The organism is Pseudomonas sp. LBUM1644, from assembly GCF_059716195.1.
Map to the genome: position 1 here is coordinate 4,954,616 of NZ_CP166812.1, position 18,684 is coordinate 4,973,299.

Consider the following 18,684-nt stretch of genomic DNA (forward strand, 5'->3'; position numbering starts at 1 on the left):
CCTGCGGCAGCTCCTACACAGATCCCTGTAGGAGCTGCCGCAGGCTGCGATCTTTTGATCTTCTCAATCCATCGACCGCGGCAACTGCAACGTCACCCGCAACCCGCCTTCACGTAAATTCTGCAGGCTGACTTCCCCGCCATGGCTATGGGCGATGTTGCGCGCAATCCCCAACCCCAACCCGTAACCCTGCTGCTGTCCGGCCAAGCGGAAGTGCGGCTCGAAGACCTGCTCCAGCCGCTGCTCCGGCACACCAGGGCCTTCATCGTCGACATGCAGCACGAATGCGTTTTCATCGTCATCGATGTGCAGGTGCGCGTTCTGCCCGTACTTCAGGGCATTGTCGATCAGGTTGCCGATGCAGCGCTTAAGCGCCAACGGCTTGCCGGGATACGCCGCCAGTGCCCGCCCTTGCTGGGTGACGCGACCATTGCCATTGGGCGCCAGATACGGCTCCACCAGACAATCGAGCACATGGTTGAGGTCCACCGGTTCGATGTTCTCGTGGATGTCGGTGTCTTTCACGCATTGCAGCGCACCTTTGACCAGCAACTCCAACTCATCCAGATCGCGACCGAACTTGGCCTGCAGCTTTTCGTCTTCGAGCAACTCCACGCGCAGTCGCAGCCGGGTAATGGGTGTACGCAAATCGTGGGAAATCGCACTGAATAACTGACTTCGTTCGGTCAGGTATCGGCTGATGCGTTCACGCATCGCATTGAAGGCACGACCCACTTCGACCACTTCACTGCCACCGCCTTCGGCCACCGGCTCGACTTCCGCACCGAGGGACATGTCCCGCGCGGCACGCGCCAGGCGCTTGAGCGGCCGGCTCTGCCAATGCACCAGCAAGCCGATGAACAACAGCAAAAAGCCACTGGTGAGGACGATGAACCAGACCTGTTGCGCCGGCAGGCCTTGCTCTTCAAGACTGGTGTAGGGTTCAGGCAACAGCGAGGCGATGTACAGCCATTCACCCGGCGCCATCTGGATTTGCGTGACCAGCACCGGTGGGTTCACCGGTTCCAGGGTCAATGCGTAATGCGCCCAGGAACGCGGCAATTCGTCGAGCTTCAAACCGCTGTTAAAGATTCGCAGGTCTTCGGGGCTGACGAAGGTCACGGAGATGTCCGTATCGTGGCCCAGGGACTCGCGCAATACCTGGTCCACCGCCTTGAGCACGGCTTCTTTGCGCGGGGTGATCGGCAGCACTTCCATGCCCAAGGGTTTGTCGTTGAGGGTGACCACGAACCGGGTGCCGCCCATGCTGCGCAACTGGTCGAGCACTAACGGCCGGAACGCCACAGGCAACGAACGGAAATAACTGACACTGGCGGTCATCGAATGGGCGAGGCTACGGGCGCTGGTGACCAGGCCTTCAAGCTGCGTGGCGCGCAGTTGCGAGACCCAGATCACGCTGGACAACGTCTGGGCGAACAGCACAGCCAACAGTGTCAGCAGCAACATCCGGCCCAGCAGTGAGCGCGGCACCGGCACCCGTGCGATGAGCGTGCGGAAAAACTCAGTGACCATTAGTGGCAACCACATTGGCCGCCAGTTGGTAGCCGCTGCCACGCACGGTGCGGATCAGCCGTGGCGGTTTTTCAGTGTCGCGCAAGCGCTGGCGCAAGCGGCTGACAGCCATGTCGACGATGCGATCCAGCGGCATCAGGTCACGGCCACGGGTAGCGTTGCCAATGGTGTCGCGGTCGAGGATTTCCTGAGGATGATCGAGGAACAGTTTCAACAGCGCGAAATCGGCGCCGGAGAGAATCACTTCTTCGCCGTCGATGTGGAACAGCCGATGGCTGACCATGTCCAGGCGCCAGTCGTCAAAGGCCAGCACTTCACTGCCGGAGCGTTCCTGACCGAACTGCGCGCGGCGCAACAGCGCTTTGATGCGCGCCTGTAACTCGCGGGGGCTGAAGGGTTTGCCGAGGTAATCATCCGCACCCAACTCCAGACCGATGACGCGATCGGCCTCGTCGGAGCTGGCGGTGAGCATGATGATCGGCACCTGCGCCTGACGCGGGTGCTGGCGAATCCAGCGGCACAGACTGAAACCGTCTTCGTCCGGCAACATCACATCGAGGATCACCAGATCGCTCGGCGCATCGTTCATGGCTTGACGGAAACCGGCGCCATCGGGCGTGGTGCGGACCTGAAAACCGGCGCGAGTCAGGTAGGTGTCCAGCAACTCGCGTATCTCTTGATCGTCATCGACCAACAAAATCGACTTGTTGACTGAGCTCACGGGGCGGCGTCCTTGTTGTTTGAATTGGGCGGATTATGCCTTAACCACAGAACCTGCAAACACCGCAAAACACTGTAGGAGCGAGCTTGCTCGCGATGGACGTCAACGATAACTCGTCATTTCCGGATGCGCGCGGCGCTCTCAAGTCCATCGCGAGCAAGCTCGCTCCTACAGGTAACTGCATTCAGGCTGGGATGGATTGATCCAACGCCACACCTGCGCCAACCAGGCCGGAATACGGCGCCGTCACCAGCCACACCGGAATGCCTTTGAAGTAGTCGCTCATGCAGCCCTTGTCGGCGAAGCACCGGGCGAAACCGCTTTCGATGAAGAAATCGGCAAACCGCGGAATCACCCCACCGACGATAAACACGCCACCGCGGCCACCGGTGGTCAGCACGTTGTTGCCCGCGACGCGGCCGAGCCAGCAGCAGAATTGCTCCAGCACTTCCAGGGCAATCGGATCCCCCGCCAACCCGGCGGCGGTAATCGCCTCCGGGGTGTCGAGCACCGCTTCGTGACCATCCACCGCGCAGATCGCCCGATAAACCCGTGGCAAGCCGCTGCCGCTCAAGGCGGTTTCAGCGCTGACATGGCCGATCTCGTTGAAGATGTGTTGCCACAGTTGAGTTTCGCGCGGACTGCTCAGGGGCAAATCGACGTGACCACCCTCCCCCGGCAACGCCGCATAACGGCCCTCACCGAGGTCGAGCAAGGTGCCGACACCCAGGCCAGTGCCCGGGCCGATCACCACCGCTGGCCGCAACGGTTCCGGCGTGCCTGCGCAGACCACGCGAAATTCGTCCGGCTGCAAACGGGTCATGCCCAGCGCCATGGCCGAGAAGTCGTTGACCAGCAGCAGTTGATCGACCTGCAAGGACTTGCAGAAACCCTTGCGACTCAGGCGCCAGTGATTGTTGGTGAACTTGAATTCATCACCACTCACGGGACCGGCGACCGACAGGCACACCGAGCCGATGGCACCCGGTTTCAAGCCCAACCCGCCCAGGTAGACACCAATGGCCTCCTCCGGGCTGGCATGATCGGCCGTCGCCAGCACCTGGATTGATTCCAGCTGCTGGTTTTTCCACAACGCGAAACGTGCGTTGGTCCCACCGATGTCACCGACCAAAGCCAGTTTCAATTAAGCGTCTCCAGGGCAGAAGTAAAGGCGCTGGCGCCCTGCTCTGCGGAGCTGAAGGCCATGCGCATGAAACCAAACAGTTCGCGACCGCTGCCGATGTTATTGCCCAACAGGCCCTTGGCAGGTTCGCGCGCTGCAAATTCTTCGGCGTCCACCTTAAGCTCCAGGGTGCCTTTAACGCCATCGACGCGGATGATATCGCCCTCTTGCACCCGCGCCAAAGCGCCGCCCACATAAGCTTCGGGGCTGACGTGAATCGCCGCCGGGATTTTCCCCGAGGCGCCAGACATGCGGCCATCAGTGACCAACGCGACCTTGAAGCCTCGATCCTGCAGCACGCCGAGGAACGGGGTCATCTTGTGCAGTTCCGGCATGCCGTTGGAACGCGGGCCCTGGAAGCGCATCACCGCGACAAAATCCTTCTCCAGCAAACCAGCCTTGAAGGCATCGGCCAAATCCTGCTGATCCTGGAACACCATGGCTGGTGCTTCAACAATCTGGTTTTCCAGGGCGACGGCTGAGACCTTCATGACGCCGCGCCCCAGATTGCCTTCCATCACACGCAGACCGCCCTCTGGCGAAAACGCACGAGCGACCGGACGCAGGATGGTTTCGTCGAGGCTTTCGGTCGGGCCTTCGCGCCAGACCAGTTCGCCGTTGTCGAGGAACGGCTCCATGGTGTAGCGGCTCAGGCCATGGCCGAGCACGGTGTTGACGTTTTCGTGGAGCAACCCGGCTTCCAGCAATTCGCGAATCAGGAACGACATGCCGCCCGCCGCCTGGAAGTGGTTGATGTCGGCTTTGCCATTCGGGTAGACGTGGCTCAGGGTCGGCACCACCTCGGAGAGGTCGGCCATGTCCTGCCAGGTCAATTGAATGCCCGCCGCCATGGCGATGGCCGGCATGTGCAGCGTGTGGTTGGTCGAGCCGCCGGTGGCGTGCAGGGCCACGATCGAGTTGACCAGCGAACGTTCGTCGACGATTTCGCCGATCGGCATGAAGTCGCCGTTCTGTTTGGTCAGGCGGGTGACCTGATGCGCCGCTTCGCGGGTCAGGGCATTGCGCAATGGGGTGTTCGGGTTGACGAAAGAGGCGCCCGGCAAGTGCAGGCCCATGACTTCCATCAGCAGCTGATTGGTGTTGGCAGTGCCGTAAAAGGTGCAGGTGCCCGGGCTGTGATAAGAGTTCATTTCCGACTCCAGCAGCTCTTCGCGGCTGGCCTTGCCTTCGGCGTAGCGCTGACGGACGTCGGCTTTCTGCTTGTTGGAAATGCCCGAGACCATCGGCCCGCCCGGCACGAAGATCGTTGGCAAATGACCGAAACGCAACGCGCCCATCATCAGGCCCGGCACGATCTTGTCGCAGATGCCGAGCATCAGCGCACCGTCGAACATGTTGTGGGACAACGCCACGGCGGTGGACATCGCAATCACTTCACGGCTCGGCAGGCTCAGCTCCATGCCTGGCTCGCCTTGGGTCACGCCATCGCACATGGCCGGGGTACCACCGGCGAACTGGCCGACCGAGCCGATCTCGCGCAGGGCTTTCTTGATCTGTTCGGGGAAGACTTCGTACGGCTGATGCGCCGACAGCATGTCGTTATATGACGAAACAATCGCAATGTTTGCCGAGTTCATCATGCGCAGGCTGTTCTTGTCGTCGGTGCCGCAACCGGCCACGCCATGGGCGAAGTTGGCGCATTGCAGTTTGCCGCGCATCGGACCGTCGCTGGCTGCACCGCGAATGAGCGCAAGGTAAGCCTCGCGGGTTGCGCGGCTGCGGGCGATAAGCCGTTCGGTGACCTCAAGGACGCGGGGATGCATGTTTAGAACTCCAGGCTAACGGATGTGGCGACCTGATTGTCTATGCTGAACAAGGACCGTTGTGATTGGGATGACAAACGGCTTTCTTGATCGGTCGGACCAGTTGATTCAGGTCACTCGTTGTAGATTGAACAAAATATTGCCATTAAAAAGGCTTGTTTTCTATTTTTATGCGAATAATCTTGTAATTCCAACAACAAAACGACGGCGGCCCAGTTAAATGACTCTTCGAATTGCAATCAATGGTTTTGGCCGGATTGGCCGCAACGTCCTTCGCGCACTGTATACCCAAGGCTACCGTCAGGATTTACAGATCGTTGCCATCAACGACCTGGGTGACAGCTCGATCAACGCTCATCTGCTCAAGTACGACACCGTTCACGGCACGTTCGACGCCGATGTTCAGCATGATGAGGAAAGCCTGACCGTCAACGGCGACCGTATTGCCGTCAGCGCCATTCGCAATCCGGCTGACCTGCCTTGGGCCGCGGAAAAGATTGATGTCGTGTTCGAATGCACCGGCCTGTTCACCGATCGCACCAAAGCCGCCGCGCATATTACGGCCGGCGCGCGCAAAGTGATCATCTCCGCCCCGGCCAAAGGCGCTGACGCCACCGTGGTTTATGGGGTTAACCACGATATTTTGCGCCAGTCCCACCAGATTATTTCCAATGCGTCGTGCACCACCAACTGCCTGGCCCCGGTGGCTCAGGTGCTGCACCGCGAGTTGGGCATCGAAAGCGGTCTGATGACCACGATTCATGCCTACACCAATGACCAGAACCTGACCGACGTCTACCACACCGACCCGTACCGCGCGCGTTCCGCCACGCAGAACATGATCCCGAGCAAGACCGGCGCCGCCGAAGCCGTTGGCCTGGTGCTGCCGGAACTGGCGGGCAAGCTGACTGGCATGGCGGTGCGTGTCCCAGTGATCAACGTGTCGCTGGTGGACCTGACCGTGCAGCTCAAGCGCGAAGCGTCGGCCGATGAAGTGAACGCGCTGCTGAAAGAAGCCAGCCAGCACTCGAAAATTCTCGGTTACAACACCCTGCCGCTGGTTTCCAGTGACTTCAATCACAACCCGCTGTCGTCGATTTTCGACGCCAACCACACCAAATCCAGCGGCAAGCTGCTCAAAGTGCTGGCCTGGTACGACAACGAATGGGGCTTCTCCAACCGCATGCTCGATAACTGCCTGGCGCTCTGTAACGCCGAGTAATCGACGCGACGCGCCTCCCGCAATAACCGGGCGCGAAACCGCACTAAGTGCTGGCGCTCCCCCCGCAATGTCGGGGCACGAAACCGCACTACGTGTTGGCGCCTCCCGCAATGACTGGGCATGAAACCGCATCGGCGCGGACCTGTAGGAGCTGCCGAAGGCTGCGATCTTTTGATCTTGATTCTTAGCTATCCGAAGAAGATCAAGATCAAAAGATCGCAGCCTTCGGCAGCTCCTACGGGTGTTTGCGCAGTGCAGTGCAGTACGTTTTGGAGCAGTGATTGATGATCGGTATCAGCTTTACGCACAAGACCGTGGCGGCGCGCAAGCGGATCGCCCTGGTCGCCCATGACCATTGCAAGGTGTTTTTGCTGGACTGGGCCGAGCGGCACAAAGACAAACTCACACAACATGAACTGGTCGCCACTGGCACCACGGGATTGTTGTTGCAACAACGCCTCGGCCTGCAAGTGGAGAGCATGATCAGCGGCCCCTTGGGTGGCGATCAACAGCTCGGCGCGCGCATCGCCGAGCAACGGGTCGATATGCTGGTGTTTTTCTGGGACCCGTTCGAACCGCAACCCCATGACCCGGATATCAAGGCGTTGCTGCGCGTCGCGGCGGTCTGGAATATTCCGGTGGCGTGCAATGAATGCAGCGCCGACTACCTGCTCAGCAGTCCATTGATGGATCAGGCTCACTCGCAGCGCATCCCGGATTACGCGACGTATTTATCGGGACGGGGTTAGTACAGAGCTGCGGTCTACGGCCAGGTTTTGAGCTCGGGCAGCAACTCACCGCGCAGGCGTTCAAAATGAGCCTGAGGCGGCTCTTCAGGTTGCGGGTTCCAGTTTTTGATACCGGGCGTGTGCATCTCCTGCAAGCGTTCGGTAATCAAAAAATGCAGTTGCTCCGGTGTCTGCCATCCCCATTGTTGTGCCAGTTCGAGTTGCTCCGTCAGCCAGGTTTTTGGCGAAAGGTGTTCGGGCATTCTGGCCAGGTCCTGACTGTGCTCGGCCAACAGGTACTGACCAATATTAGCCAACAATATCGCCTGTTCCTGACTGACCGGCGCAGGGACATCCAGCCATGGCGGACTGCCAGGGACAGGATATTCGCCAGGTGCCGAATTCTCGGTTGTCGTCCATTGCTCGCCCAGCCAGTAACAGATACTGATGACCGGGCCGAGGTATTGGGGATACACCGACTCGGGAAGATGAGCCAGAGCCCGCGCCAACACCCGATTGTCGTGGAAACGGTAGAGCGCCTGGTGCGGCCGTTTCCCGATGAACAGGCGTTCTCGCCAATGTTTGACCAGTCTCCCGATTGAGTGAGTTTCGATGCTCGCCAGCCAACCCCAATTCCTTGGCTGCCCTTCGAACATCTCATTGAGCGATGACGGATTCAGGCTATCAATTAAAAAAATCATCGGACCGCCCACAACCAGCGCGGCAACGGCGCTCTGGCTGTAGACACTGTGACAGTGCTCAGGTATCAACTGGCGTAACAAGACCTGATGAATACCGGGCACAGCCGCCGAATCGAGGATCAGGCACAGGCTACGGCCAAGTTGTGATTGCTGTGCCATCCACTGATCAGGCAAGTTATTCATACGCAGCTCCTTCATCTGAACAAATCCCCTCGCAACAGGCTTCGCAGACTGGGCAGAAGGCTGCAGCTTGCTCGCCAGCCAGCGTCATCAACGCCTGTTGACCAAGGGCGATAACCGGCGCTCTTTCGATGGGAGCTTTCAATCCCTGGGATGTACCCGGTAGCAGCGGCGCAGCCAACGTACCCTGCGCGGGCCTGCCTCCCACCTCGATTGCACAACTGCTGTAAATGCCACTCGAACTGATCACTAAATGATTATCGCCAGCACACAAGGTCATGTTTTCGCCGGCATCGAGCACCAGTTTTACACCGCCCTTTAAATGAATTTCCTGACCCGCCTCTGTGACCAGCACCTGGCCCACATAGGTATGGCTGCTTTGCGCGACGTGCAGATGATCATTGGCCATCAGCCGGGTTTTTCGGTCGCCTGTGGTCGTTCGATGTTCTTCCGCCTCGAACACACTGGTGCTGGTGCCCTTGATCGTTTCCCGACGTTCGCGGCCGACTTCCAGCCGACTGTCGTTTTTAATGTTTTGCTCAAGGTCCCGCTGCGCTCGAAGGTAGATCAGCTCTTGCCCGACGCGGTCTTCGATGTGCAACTCGCTGAACCCTGTGCTCTTGGGTGAGCTGCGACTTCGAAAGACGCTTCGGGTTTTGTTCGCCGGCAATTCATGGGGCACCGGGTTGGTAAGGTGAGGCAGGCAGCCCGTAATCATGGGGCGATCAGGGTCGCCATCCAAAAAGGTGACCGATACTTCCATGCCGACACGGGGAATGCTGACCGCCCCGTAGCCGTCGCCAGCCAAAACGGTCGAGACTCTCAACCAGCAACTGCTTTTATCGGTTTGCGGATCAGTACGATCCCAGTAAAAACGGACTTTGACCCGGCCGTATTCATCGCAGTGAATCTCCTCTCCCTCCGGCCCGGTGACTTTGGCGGTCTGACTGCCGGAAATGGTGGGTTTAGGGTGTTTGACCGGCGGCCGATACGGTGCATCCCAAGGCGTCGCGGCAAAGGTGTTGCGATAGCCCTGAAAGTCCGAGGAATGAATTTGGCTGTGCATCGCCTCTTCAAGCACTTGTAATTGCTGGCCTTCATGCGTGAGCCCGGTCAGCAGCCAAAGGTCATTCCATTCAACACGATGATGTTCACACAAGACGAGGAAATGACCGCTGTGCAAGTTACCGAGGTCGCTGGCGCCGTCGGCCAACCGGTAATCGCTGCGATGCTGCTCCAGCTGGCGGGCGGCCAAACGCTTGCCCTCATCACCGGTTTTAAAACGTCCCGGCGCCCGGTAATCCTCCAGGCGCGGAGCGACCGGGCTTCTGCTCACTTGTTCGAGTCGTCGGTTCGGTTTTTCGAAATCATAGTCCCGAATCGCCACCTGACTGGGACGAGTGGCCAAACGCACGCCGAAGGTGTCAATCACCGGGTGATCAGCCACCTGACCATTTTTTTGTCGAAAGGTGGACGGGGCTAACCGACGGAAACACGTCTGATCATCGCCAAAGACCAACAGGTGCCCTTGTGGGCTGTGCTGAAAATGGTAGTGAATACCCGACTCTTCACAGAGTCGCTGAATAAACCCCAGATCTGTTTCGTTGAACTGAACGCAATACTCGCGTGGCAAATAGACACTTGGGCCCAGTTGAAAAGTGAACACATCGCCGAGCATGCCGTGCTTGTTCAGGACTTCGGTGATGATCTGCTCGACGCTGCGTTGCTGAAAAATTCGCCGGTCGCTACACAGGCCCAGATACGCCAGTTGGGGGACCAGTCTCAGCTCATAACGCGTCAGTCGATTACCCGTTTCACGCTGCGCAAAGCCATCAATCAATCCGTGCATGCCCTCGCCGGGAGGCCCAAAGCCAAGGAAGGCAGGTTTGTGCAGCAGCCTCTCAAGATCAACGTCTGATCGTTCGCTGACCAGTTCCAGATTGACTTCATAGGGCTCACTGATCGATTCACTGGCTTTGAAGGCCAGCACCTGGAAGTCATGTTGCAACCCGCTGATATCGAGATAGAAGCGAGGTTTGGAGATTGCGTCATGCATTGGATAGTCCTTTAAATGCAAGGTTGGCCACACTCAGCTGTACGAATCGATATCGAACGGCTCGCGGGCCAGCCGAAATCCATCATCCAATTGCCTTGGAATCATTGCGTACTGCTCCAAACGCTGATTTTCAGCGTGTTTGAACCAGCGCTCCACGCCCCCGGCGAACTCCGGAAGTTGCGCAGCGCTGCCATACACGTCAGCCAGGGTGAGACGGCTATAGCGCAGGGTTTCCAGGCGTTCGCGGGTTCTCTCCAGTCGAGTACGCTCACGGAACAAGGCATCCATGGTGGCGCTTTCAACTTTCGTCGCGCCACGCGGTCCCTCGTTTTGGCGCGTCCACCGGGCATACTCGTACAGTTTGTCCTTGAGCATCGTGATGGCGTCATCGACAGCGCCGTACTCACGCTCGGTGACGATGGTCACCTTGGCTTCCTGGGTTTGCTGCCAGCGGCGCAAGGTCGCCCAGGCGAAAGGAATGTAACTGGCAACCATCATGTGGTCTTTGTAGTTGATCAGTTGGGCGAGCAGGCCGTCGCGCACCGGCATATCGCCCCGCCGCGTCTTTTCCAGCATGGCGGTACAGGCGGCGTCTTCGATGGACTCGCAATCCGGGTCCCATAAAACCGACGACCACTCTTTGTCATTAAAGAGCACGGGCATGAAGTGCTGTTGTTGCCCGTGATGCTGATAGGGATCACCGCCGACGCGCACCAGACCGGCGCCAAACAGCAACATGCCATACGGCCCGGAAAGGACCGTCGTCGCCAGGCCCGGGACCCAGACCTTCCAGTTAGCGTCCATCCACGGCGCCGGCACGCCGGGCACCGGGTCGTTGTTATTGACCATGCGGTGGTGGACGAGGTCGGCGGCGCCTTTGACGAAGGTCGAGTCGCCGGCGCGTGGGGCGCCGTAGGTGTAGAGGAGGATGTTGTAATCCTCATCCGGGAAACGGCGTAATGCTTCTGCCAACAACAAGGCGATGGCGCCGCCCAGGCTGTGGCCGCAAATGATGATCTTTTGGCCGGAGTGAAATTTATCCAGATACCGCAAGACAAACGCTTTCATCGCCTGAAAAGCGCTGTAAAAACCCTGATGGACGCTCCCGATACCTTCCTCAAACGGAACTTGCAGCGCGTGCACATCACGTAGCGTGTCTTTCAGGCTGGCCGTGCCGCGCACCGCAATCAGAACGACCTCGTCGTGATGACAGATAAACGCCTGGGTATCGCCACCATCTTCCTGATCATCGAAAAAATGCTGGTTTGCCGGGTGTTCCTGGTCTTTGCCTTTGTCCGGGTGGTTTTGCTCATACAGCGTGGGGTCGAACGGCAGGATCTCCAGTCGCTTTGAATACGGCACATCCTCGTACAACGGGTAATACCGGTGGGACTGATTCTTGTCGATTCGCCAGCTCTCCCGGTAACTGGCCAACGCCTCGCCAAACAGATTTCCGATGCTTGGGTCCAGCGCGAAGCGCACCTTGTCCAGCGGATTTTTCGTCGGGTCCTGCGCGAAGTCGGTGTAACTCAGCGTTGCCATCAGCGCCAATTGATAGAGGTTCAGCGCACAGAATTCGTCATCGGTGGACAGCATGGGCCGCAAGGCCCGCATCGGCCGCACTTCCAGCACATTGTGTTTGTTGGGGCTCAACGCAACGCCGAACGACTGTTCCGGACCGAACCCCAGTTCGCCCATGGCCCTGAGCAGTGTCCTTTGTGGTTCGTAGAAGCGCTTGACCACCGGTGGTAAATGCGCGCATTCACGGACCAGGTCCCGCACCTCGATCTGGAGGAAAATGTCGGCTTCCTTCATCACCGGGTTATGTTCGCGACGAAATCCGTCTTCGTGGAAGAAGCGGGTTTGTTCGGCGCGGAACTGGAGTTCGGTGATGGGGAGGGGGTAAGACTTCCGTATCATCAAGTCGCGGTAAGTTGCCTCCATGCCTTGATACGAAGCGTCCAATTTGAGTACGACAGAGCCTCGATAGTGATTTTCCACCTTTGCGAAACCTTCACCATTCAATCGTCCGGTGTATTGCTGACCAACGCTGTCCACAGCGGTAAAAGGCAAACCACCATAAGGTTTACCGTCACCCTGCTCGTCAACTAATCGAAAACTCGTCCAATGCCCCCGTAGCGGGCAAGCCAGCATTTTTTTGCTGAAACAAAGGATATCTCGCTCCTGAAGTGTCATGACTGATCTCCTTATTCAGTGCAATTGGGATAAACGGTGCAGGCTCTGCCATCAGAAAATTTGAAATCAGTAAATTGGGGAGGCTCGGTGCATCTTTCCTCATTGTTAGTTCCCCAACGCCCTGTGCATGGTTTCCAACCATTGGTCGTTTCGAACCACCATCCGCGGTAATACGGCTGGTCCTGAGCAGCCATCCTGAACTCCATCCTCACCGTCCTGCCCGATAGCTGATCGCGCTGCAACACCCCGCCCGCCATGCGCTTCACCATCTGCCCGTCCGCGTCGACGGCCCGGCAGTGCAGGATTTTCCGGATGTTGCGTTTGGGCCCCACGGTGCGAAACAACCACTGGCATTGCCCTTGAAACGCCTGAACGCCAGCGCTCGGAAAGGCTGGAAGATCAGCCCCAAGCACATCGCGAAAGGCCAGGCTGGCAAAATCGCCACCTATGTCAGACCAGCGCGAGCCCCACTTCGCGTCGAGGTTCAGCCTCAAACTACTCAACACCAACGGACACCCACCCGCACGCGTCGTCAGCGGAATCTGAAACTCAGCCGTGCGCGCAACGCTCTGGTATTCACTGGTAAAAAACTTGCGATTGGGGGCCACTTTTCCGCTCTCACGCGGCGGCGCCTCACACGTTTCGCCGGTGGCCGGCACATAAAAGGCATCAGCCTTGACCCTGAAATCAGCCGGCACTTCGGCCTGCAAGGTAAAGCTCTGCGCCGGCGCAAAAACACAACCGCCAGTGGCGAGCGCCAGAAAAACGATTGCCAATGCGCGGGCAAATGGCCGGTTGGCGAAACACAATAATGTGCCGTTGTTGAGAACTGGCGTTTCCCATTCCTGGAGTGCCATGTCTGATTTCCTTATTCAGTACAGTTGGGATAGATGGTGCAGGTCCTGCCATCAGGCATTTTGAAATCCTTGAATTGAGGCGGCTCCAGACAGAGTTCTTCTATATCTCGTCCCCACCGCCCCCCACAGGGTTTCCAGCCACTCAGTGTTTTGAACCAATACAGATCGAAATAAGGCGTTTCCTGTTCTGCCATCCTGAACACCATCCTCGCCTCCCTGCCCGGTAACTGATCACGCTGCAACACCCCGCCTGCCATGCGTTTCACCATCTGCCCGTCCGCGTCCGCGTCGACGGCGCGGCAGTGCAGGATTTTCCGGATATTGCGTTTGGGGCCAACGGTACGAAACAGCCACTGGCATTGCCCTTGAAACGCCTGAACACCAACGCTCGAAAAGGCTGGAAGATCAGCACCAAGCACATCGCGAAAGGACAGGCTGGCAAAGTCGCCACCTATGTCAGACCAGCGCGAGCCCCACTTCGCGTCGAGGTTCAGCCTCAAACTACTCAACACCAACGGACACCCACCCGCACGCGTCGTCAGCGGAATCTGAAACTCGGCCGTGCGCGCAACGCTCTGGTATTCACTGGTAAAGAACTTGCGATTGGGGGCCACTTTTCTGCTCTCACGCGGCGGCGCCTCACACGTTTCGCCGGTGGCCGGCACATAAAAGGCATCAGCCTTGACCCTGAAATCAGCCGGCACTTCGGCCTGCAAGGTAAAGCTCTGCGCCGGCGCAAAAACACAACCGCCAGTGGCGAGCGCCAGAAAAGCGATTGCCAATGCGCGGGCAAATGGCCGGTTGGCGAAACACAATAATGTGCCGTTGTTGAGAACTGGCGTTTCCCATTCCTGGAGTGCCGTCACTTGATGCCCCTGCCATTTGCCCCCGTAAAAAACGAAGTATCAATAGGGGGTATAGCAGTCATCCAGAACTGTCTGAGGGGCCAGGAAACGTTTGGGAACACGCCTACGCCAGTCTCTGAAATATCTGACATATGCAGCCCTGCGGTGGGTAAAAGTGCGCAACTTTCTGCCAAGCGAACACCGCTTCATCAACGTCCTCACGCTCTGAACCTAGTGATAACGCTTACAAACTAGTACTTGACCGCCGACAAAGATGATAAGCATTATCATTAACTCGAAATGGATCAGGTCCTCCCGTGAGTCAATCTCGCTTCAATCACGTCTTCATCGCCCAGCGAGTCTCGCTGCTGCGCACGTTGGAGCGGATGGTCAACAATCACAGCACCGCCGAAGATCTCTTGCAGGAGACCTACCTGCGAGTGACCCGCGCGCTGAGTGAACGGGCGATCGATCACCTTGAACCTTTTGTTTTCCAGACCGCTCGCAACCTGGCGCTGGACCATTTGCGTGCGCGACGCATCCAGTCGCGGACCCTGCTCGACGACGTCCCGCCGGAGGTGGTGGAAAGCATTGCCGCCCCCGCCAGCAGTGCCGAGGATGCCGCCCACGCCGAACAACTGCTGGAGCGTTTGAACGTGAGCCTCAGTCAACTCAGCCGCCGTCAGCAACAGATTTTCATCCTCAGCCGATTGCACGGGCACAGCTATCTGGAGATTGCCGAGAAGCTCGATGTGTCGTTGAGTACCGTGCAAAAGGAACTGAAGCTGATCATGGCGATCTGCATTGGCGTCGCCGAGCGGTTAAACGGCGACTGAGCCGGCAAGGCTTTGCTACCCTTGCCTCTCTTTCGAGCTTCATTAAAAAAACAGCCGTGCACAGACACTGCCGAGGAAACACCGTGACGGACACTCAACGAGCGTCTCCCCCCGCCCCCCCTCCGCCCTCCCCGGCGCGGGACCCCGCAAGCGCGATGGACCAGGCGTTGGACTGGCTGATTGTGCTGGGCAGTCCGAACGAAGAGCAGACTCGACAATTCCACGAATGGATGGCCGCCAGTCCATTACATGCCGAAGCATTTGCCAAGGCCCAAGCGATCTGGGATGGCCCGCACGTCGTGCAATGCGCACAAAACCTGGCCACCCTGCCGCCGAAAGTGACGGTCCTGTCGCGTCTTCGTCCGCATTGGAAACCCTTGGCCACCGCCGCCGTGCTGATCCTCGGCTTGTTCAGTTTCAGCAACTTGCCCATGCGCCTCCAGGCCGATCACTTGACCGTCGTCGGTGAACGTCAGCGCCTGCAACTGGAGGACGGTTCGAAAGTCCTGCTCAATACCAACTCGGCGTTTTCCAGCACCATCAACGATCAGCAACGTGTCGCCCGCTTGTATCAGGGCGAGGCGTTTTTCGAAGTGCCAGCCGAGCGCGGCCGAGCACTGGAGATTGACGCCGGCCCGGTCAAGGCTAGCGTTCAGGACACTGCATTTGCCGTACGTTATCTGGACGGCGTGGCACAGGTTCGCGTGCAGCGTGGCGATGTCGACCTGCGGGCAACCCGCGACGATGCCAGGGTTCGGCTGACTGCCGGGGAAAGCATTCGCATCGGCCCAAACGGTTTTGATCGTCCCGCCAAGCTCGATGCGGCCACAGACCTGGCGTGGATCCAGGGTCGACTGGTGTTCGAAAACTGCCCGCTGAGCCAGGTACTGGCGGAACTGCGTCGCTACTATCCGGGCTGGATCATCAACAACAACGAGCAGTTGGCTGATGTCGCCGTGACGGGCAATTACCGCCTCGACCAGCCGCTGGACGTGGTCCGCTCCCTCGCTCACATCACCTCTGCGCGGCTTCAGGAATTCCCGGCGCTGGTGATTTTGAACTAAATGAGAATTATTTTTACTCGATAGCCAAAGCTCGTACGTCTCGTTATAGCCAATGCAATTGATTCGCATCTCTGAATGCCAATCAGCACCTATAAAGATTCGTGCGACACGGAGCGCTATCGATGTCCTCTCGCCTTACCCGCCAGTCCTCTTCACCCTCTCGCGTGCTATCGCTGCTGACCGCCGCCATCCTGATGGCAGGCGCTGCACCGCTGATGGCCGCCACCGCCGCCGAGCAGCCAACCCGCAGCATGGGCGATTATTCGTTCGCTATCGCGCAACAGTCATTGGTGTCGGCGCTCAATGCGTTTACCGCCGTGACAGGCTGGCAGGTCGGCTTGCCGGCCGAACTGGCTGAAGGCGTCGCCTCGCCGGGCGTACGTGGTTCGCTGCCCCCGGAAAAAGCCCTGGATCGCCTGTTGGTGGGGACCAACCTGAGCTATCGCAAACTGGGCAATAACAACATCGTGCTGGAGAAGCGCAACAACGGCGGCGCGCTCAATCTTGACCAGGTGACCATCAGCGCCACTCGTAACGAACAGAGCGTGAACAGCGTGCCCAGCACTGTCACCGTGCAGACGCGCGAAGACCTGGACCGCAACAACGTCAACACCATCAAGGAACTGGTGCGCTACGAACCGGGGGTTTCGGTGGGTGGTGCCGGTCAGCGCGGTGGTCTCACTGGCTTTAACATCCGCGGTATCGACGGTGACCGCGTACTGACTCAGGTCGACGGTGTGCAAGTGCCCGACAGCTTCTTCAACGGACCTTATGCCCAGACCAACCGCAACTACGTCGACCCCGAGATCGTCAAACGCGTCGAGATCCTGCGCGGCCCAGCGTCCGTCCTCTACGGCAGCAACGCCATCGGTGGCGCGGTCAGCTACTACACGCTGGACCCGGACGACATCATCAAACCGGGCAAAGACGTAGGCGCGCGCCTGAAAACCGGTTACAGCTCGGCTGACGACAGTTGGCTGACCTCGGGCACGGTGGCAGGCCGCACCGGGGAATTCGATGGCTTGCTGCACCTGAGCCAACGCAACGGTCATGAAACCGAATCCTATGGCGAGACCGGCGGCACAGGCTTGAACCGCACCGAGGCCAACCCCGAGGACGTACGCACCACCAACGTGCTGGCCAAGCTGGGTTGGGACTACGCCGACGACGGGCGCCTTGGCCTGACCTACGAGCACTACAAGGATGATAGCGACACCAATCAACTGAGCGCCGCTGGCGGTCCCTTCGCCGCAGGACGCGGCCTGGGCTTCTACAAATCGCGTACCGGCAACGACACCATCACTCGCGAACGCTTCGGCCTGGAGCACCGCTTCGGCCTTGACACCGTACTGGCCGACAACATCAAGTGGTCGCTGAACTATCAGATCGCCAAGACCGACCAGAGCACCGAAGAAATCTACGCGCCGTCGCGTACCGTGCTGCGTAACCGCGATACCACCTACAAGGACCGTCAATGGGTGTTCGATGCCCAGGCTGACAAGTCGTTTGCCATCGCCGACACCGAACATCGTGTGACCTATGGCACCACTCTCAAACAGGACAAAGTCACCGGGCTGCGTACAGGCAGCGGAACCTGTCTGACCGTGGCCGGCGCCTGTCGGGTCATCGGTGCCCCAAGCGCCGCCGACACCCTGAAACCGGCCAGCGATTTCCCGGACCCGACCACTAACACCTACAGCCTGTTCGCGCAGGATCAAATCAGCTGGGGCAATTGGACCTTCCTGCCTGGCGCACGCTACGACTACACCGAACTCAAGCCTCATATCACCGACAAGTTCCTGGTCACCGCCGACCAGAGCGGCAATGGCGTCGTAAGCGACGACACCAAAACCTGGCATCGTGTGTCGCCAAAACTTGGCACCACCTACAGCTTTAACGATAACTACACCTGGTATGGCCAGTACGCTGAAGGGTTCCGCACGCCGACCGCCAAGGCCCTGTATGGTCGCTTCGAAAACCTGGCCGGCGGCTATCAGGTCGCTCCGAATCCTGATTTGGAACCGGAAAAGAGCAAAAGCTATGAAACCGGCCTGCGTGGGCAGTTCGAGGCAGGCACATTCGATATGGCGGTGTTCTACAACAAATACCGCGACTTCATTGACGAGAATGCCATCACACCCGGTTACACCGAGACCACGTTCCAGAGCAACAACATCGCCCACGCCACCATCAAAGGCGTTGAGCTCAAGGGTCGTCTGAACCTGGACAGCTTCGGCGCCCCGGCCGGTCTTTATACCCAAGGCTCGGTGGCCTATTTGTATGGTCGCAACGATGACAGCGGCCAGCCGCTGAACAGCATCAATCCGCTGACCGGTGTTTTCGGCCTGGGGTATGACCAGGACAACTACGGCGCCCTGTTGAACTGGACACTGGTCAAACGCAAGACCCGCGTCGACAGCACCAGCTTCAAGACTCCGGACGGTACCAGCACCCAATTCAAGACGCCGGGTTATGGCGTGCTCGACCTCGCAGGCTTCTACAAGGTGACCGACGACGTAACCGTCAACGCCGGCCTCTACAACCTGACCAACAAAAAGTACTGGCAGTGGGATGACGTGCGCGGTTACGACAGCGTCGGCGAAGCCTCGATCACGCAACCGGCCAATCTCGATCGCCTGACCCAACCGGGGCGCAACTTCGCGATCAATCTGGTCTGGGATATCTGACCCTGCCGACCTCACTGCCCTGCTTTTTCAAAACAGGGCAGTGAAGTTTTTTTACTGTCAGGCGCTTTCTTATTCGTCTCGTTACCAAGCG

Annotated in this window: 14 protein-coding genes; 5 read left to right on the forward strand and 9 right to left on the reverse strand. The window is 58.7% G+C overall.

The features are described from left to right. Positions 1 to 63: 63 nt before the first annotated feature. The 4 genes from ACA052_RS22690 to edd all read right to left on the reverse strand — a co-directional run bounded on the left by ACA052_RS22690 (position 64) and on the right by edd (position 5,221). Entirely contained in the window at positions 64 to 1,533 is a 1,470-nt protein-coding gene (locus tag ACA052_RS22690) for an ATP-binding protein (protein ID WP_497650381.1), read from the reverse strand. Next, on the reverse strand, positions 1,523 to 2,254 hold the full coding sequence (locus ACA052_RS22695; RefSeq protein WP_497646879.1) for a response regulator: 732 nt from the start codon (positions 2,252 to 2,254) through the stop codon (positions 1,523 to 1,525). The genes ACA052_RS22690 and ACA052_RS22695 overlap by 11 nt, the downstream gene beginning before the upstream one ends. A gap of 184 nt (positions 2,255 to 2,438) precedes the next feature. Further along, the gene (locus tag ACA052_RS22700; RefSeq protein ID WP_497646880.1) at positions 2,439 to 3,398 is read right to left on the reverse strand and encodes a glucokinase; all 960 of its coding nucleotides are present in this window, start codon (positions 3,396 to 3,398) and stop codon (positions 2,439 to 2,441) included. Further along, a complete protein-coding gene (edd, locus tag ACA052_RS22705) occupies positions 3,395 to 5,221 on the reverse strand; it encodes a phosphogluconate dehydratase (protein ID WP_497646881.1) in 1,827 nt (608 codons plus the stop codon). Before edd ends, ACA052_RS22700 begins: the two co-directional genes overlap by 4 nt. 220 nt (positions 5,222 to 5,441) lie before the next feature. On the opposite strand from edd, the gene gap reads away from it, so the two are divergent. After that, positions 5,442 to 6,443: a type I glyceraldehyde-3-phosphate dehydrogenase gene (gap, locus tag ACA052_RS22710; RefSeq protein WP_497646882.1), complete on the forward strand. Its 1,002-nt coding sequence runs from the start codon at positions 5,442 to 5,444 to the stop codon at positions 6,441 to 6,443. Between the two features lie 284 nt (positions 6,444 to 6,727). Next, positions 6,728 to 7,192, forward strand: a complete 465-nt coding sequence (locus ACA052_RS22715) for a methylglyoxal synthase (RefSeq protein ID WP_497646883.1) — start codon at positions 6,728 to 6,730, stop codon at positions 7,190 to 7,192. Between the two features lie 14 nt (positions 7,193 to 7,206). Here ACA052_RS22715 and ACA052_RS22720 read toward each other — a convergent pair whose 3' ends face one another. The 5 genes from ACA052_RS22720 to ACA052_RS22740 are packed head-to-tail and all read right to left on the reverse strand — an operon-like array spanning position 7,207 to position 14,027. Then, a complete protein-coding gene (locus tag ACA052_RS22720; RefSeq protein ID WP_497646884.1) occupies positions 7,207 to 8,055 on the reverse strand; it encodes a DUF4123 domain-containing protein in 849 nt (282 codons plus the stop codon). Next, positions 8,048 to 10,108, reverse strand: coding sequence for a type VI secretion system tip protein TssI/VgrG (tssI, locus tag ACA052_RS22725; protein WP_497646885.1), 2,061 nt, complete (start codon positions 10,106 to 10,108; stop codon positions 8,048 to 8,050). The genes ACA052_RS22720 and tssI overlap by 8 nt, the downstream gene beginning before the upstream one ends. A gap of 33 nt (positions 10,109 to 10,141) precedes the next feature. Then, entirely contained in the window at positions 10,142 to 12,304 is a 2,163-nt protein-coding gene (locus ACA052_RS22730) for a lipase family protein (RefSeq protein ID WP_497646886.1), read from the reverse strand. An 11-nt stretch (positions 12,305 to 12,315) separates the two neighbouring features. After that, positions 12,316 to 13,161, reverse strand: coding sequence for a hypothetical protein (locus ACA052_RS22735; protein WP_497646887.1), 846 nt, complete (start codon positions 13,159 to 13,161; stop codon positions 12,316 to 12,318). 11 nt (positions 13,162 to 13,172) lie between these two features. Then, on the reverse strand, positions 13,173 to 14,027 hold the full coding sequence (locus ACA052_RS22740) for a hypothetical protein (protein ID WP_497646888.1): 855 nt from the start codon (positions 14,025 to 14,027) through the stop codon (positions 13,173 to 13,175). Positions 14,028 to 14,323: 296 nt separating this feature from the next. On the opposite strand from ACA052_RS22740, the gene ACA052_RS22745 reads away from it, so the two are divergent. The 3 genes from ACA052_RS22745 (at position 14,324) to ACA052_RS22755 (ending at position 18,593) form a co-directional block, all read left to right on the forward strand. Further along, the gene (locus tag ACA052_RS22745; protein ID WP_497646889.1) at positions 14,324 to 14,842 is read left to right on the forward strand and encodes an RNA polymerase sigma factor; all 519 of its coding nucleotides are present in this window, start codon (positions 14,324 to 14,326) and stop codon (positions 14,840 to 14,842) included. 155 nt (positions 14,843 to 14,997) lie between these two features. Beyond that, a complete protein-coding gene (locus ACA052_RS22750; RefSeq protein WP_497646890.1) occupies positions 14,998 to 15,906 on the forward strand; it encodes a FecR family protein in 909 nt (302 codons plus the stop codon). A gap of 122 nt (positions 15,907 to 16,028) precedes the next feature. Next, on the forward strand, positions 16,029 to 18,593 hold the full coding sequence (locus ACA052_RS22755; RefSeq protein WP_497646891.1) for a TonB-dependent receptor: 2,565 nt from the start codon (positions 16,029 to 16,031) through the stop codon (positions 18,591 to 18,593). Positions 18,594 to 18,684 lie beyond the last annotated feature (91 nt).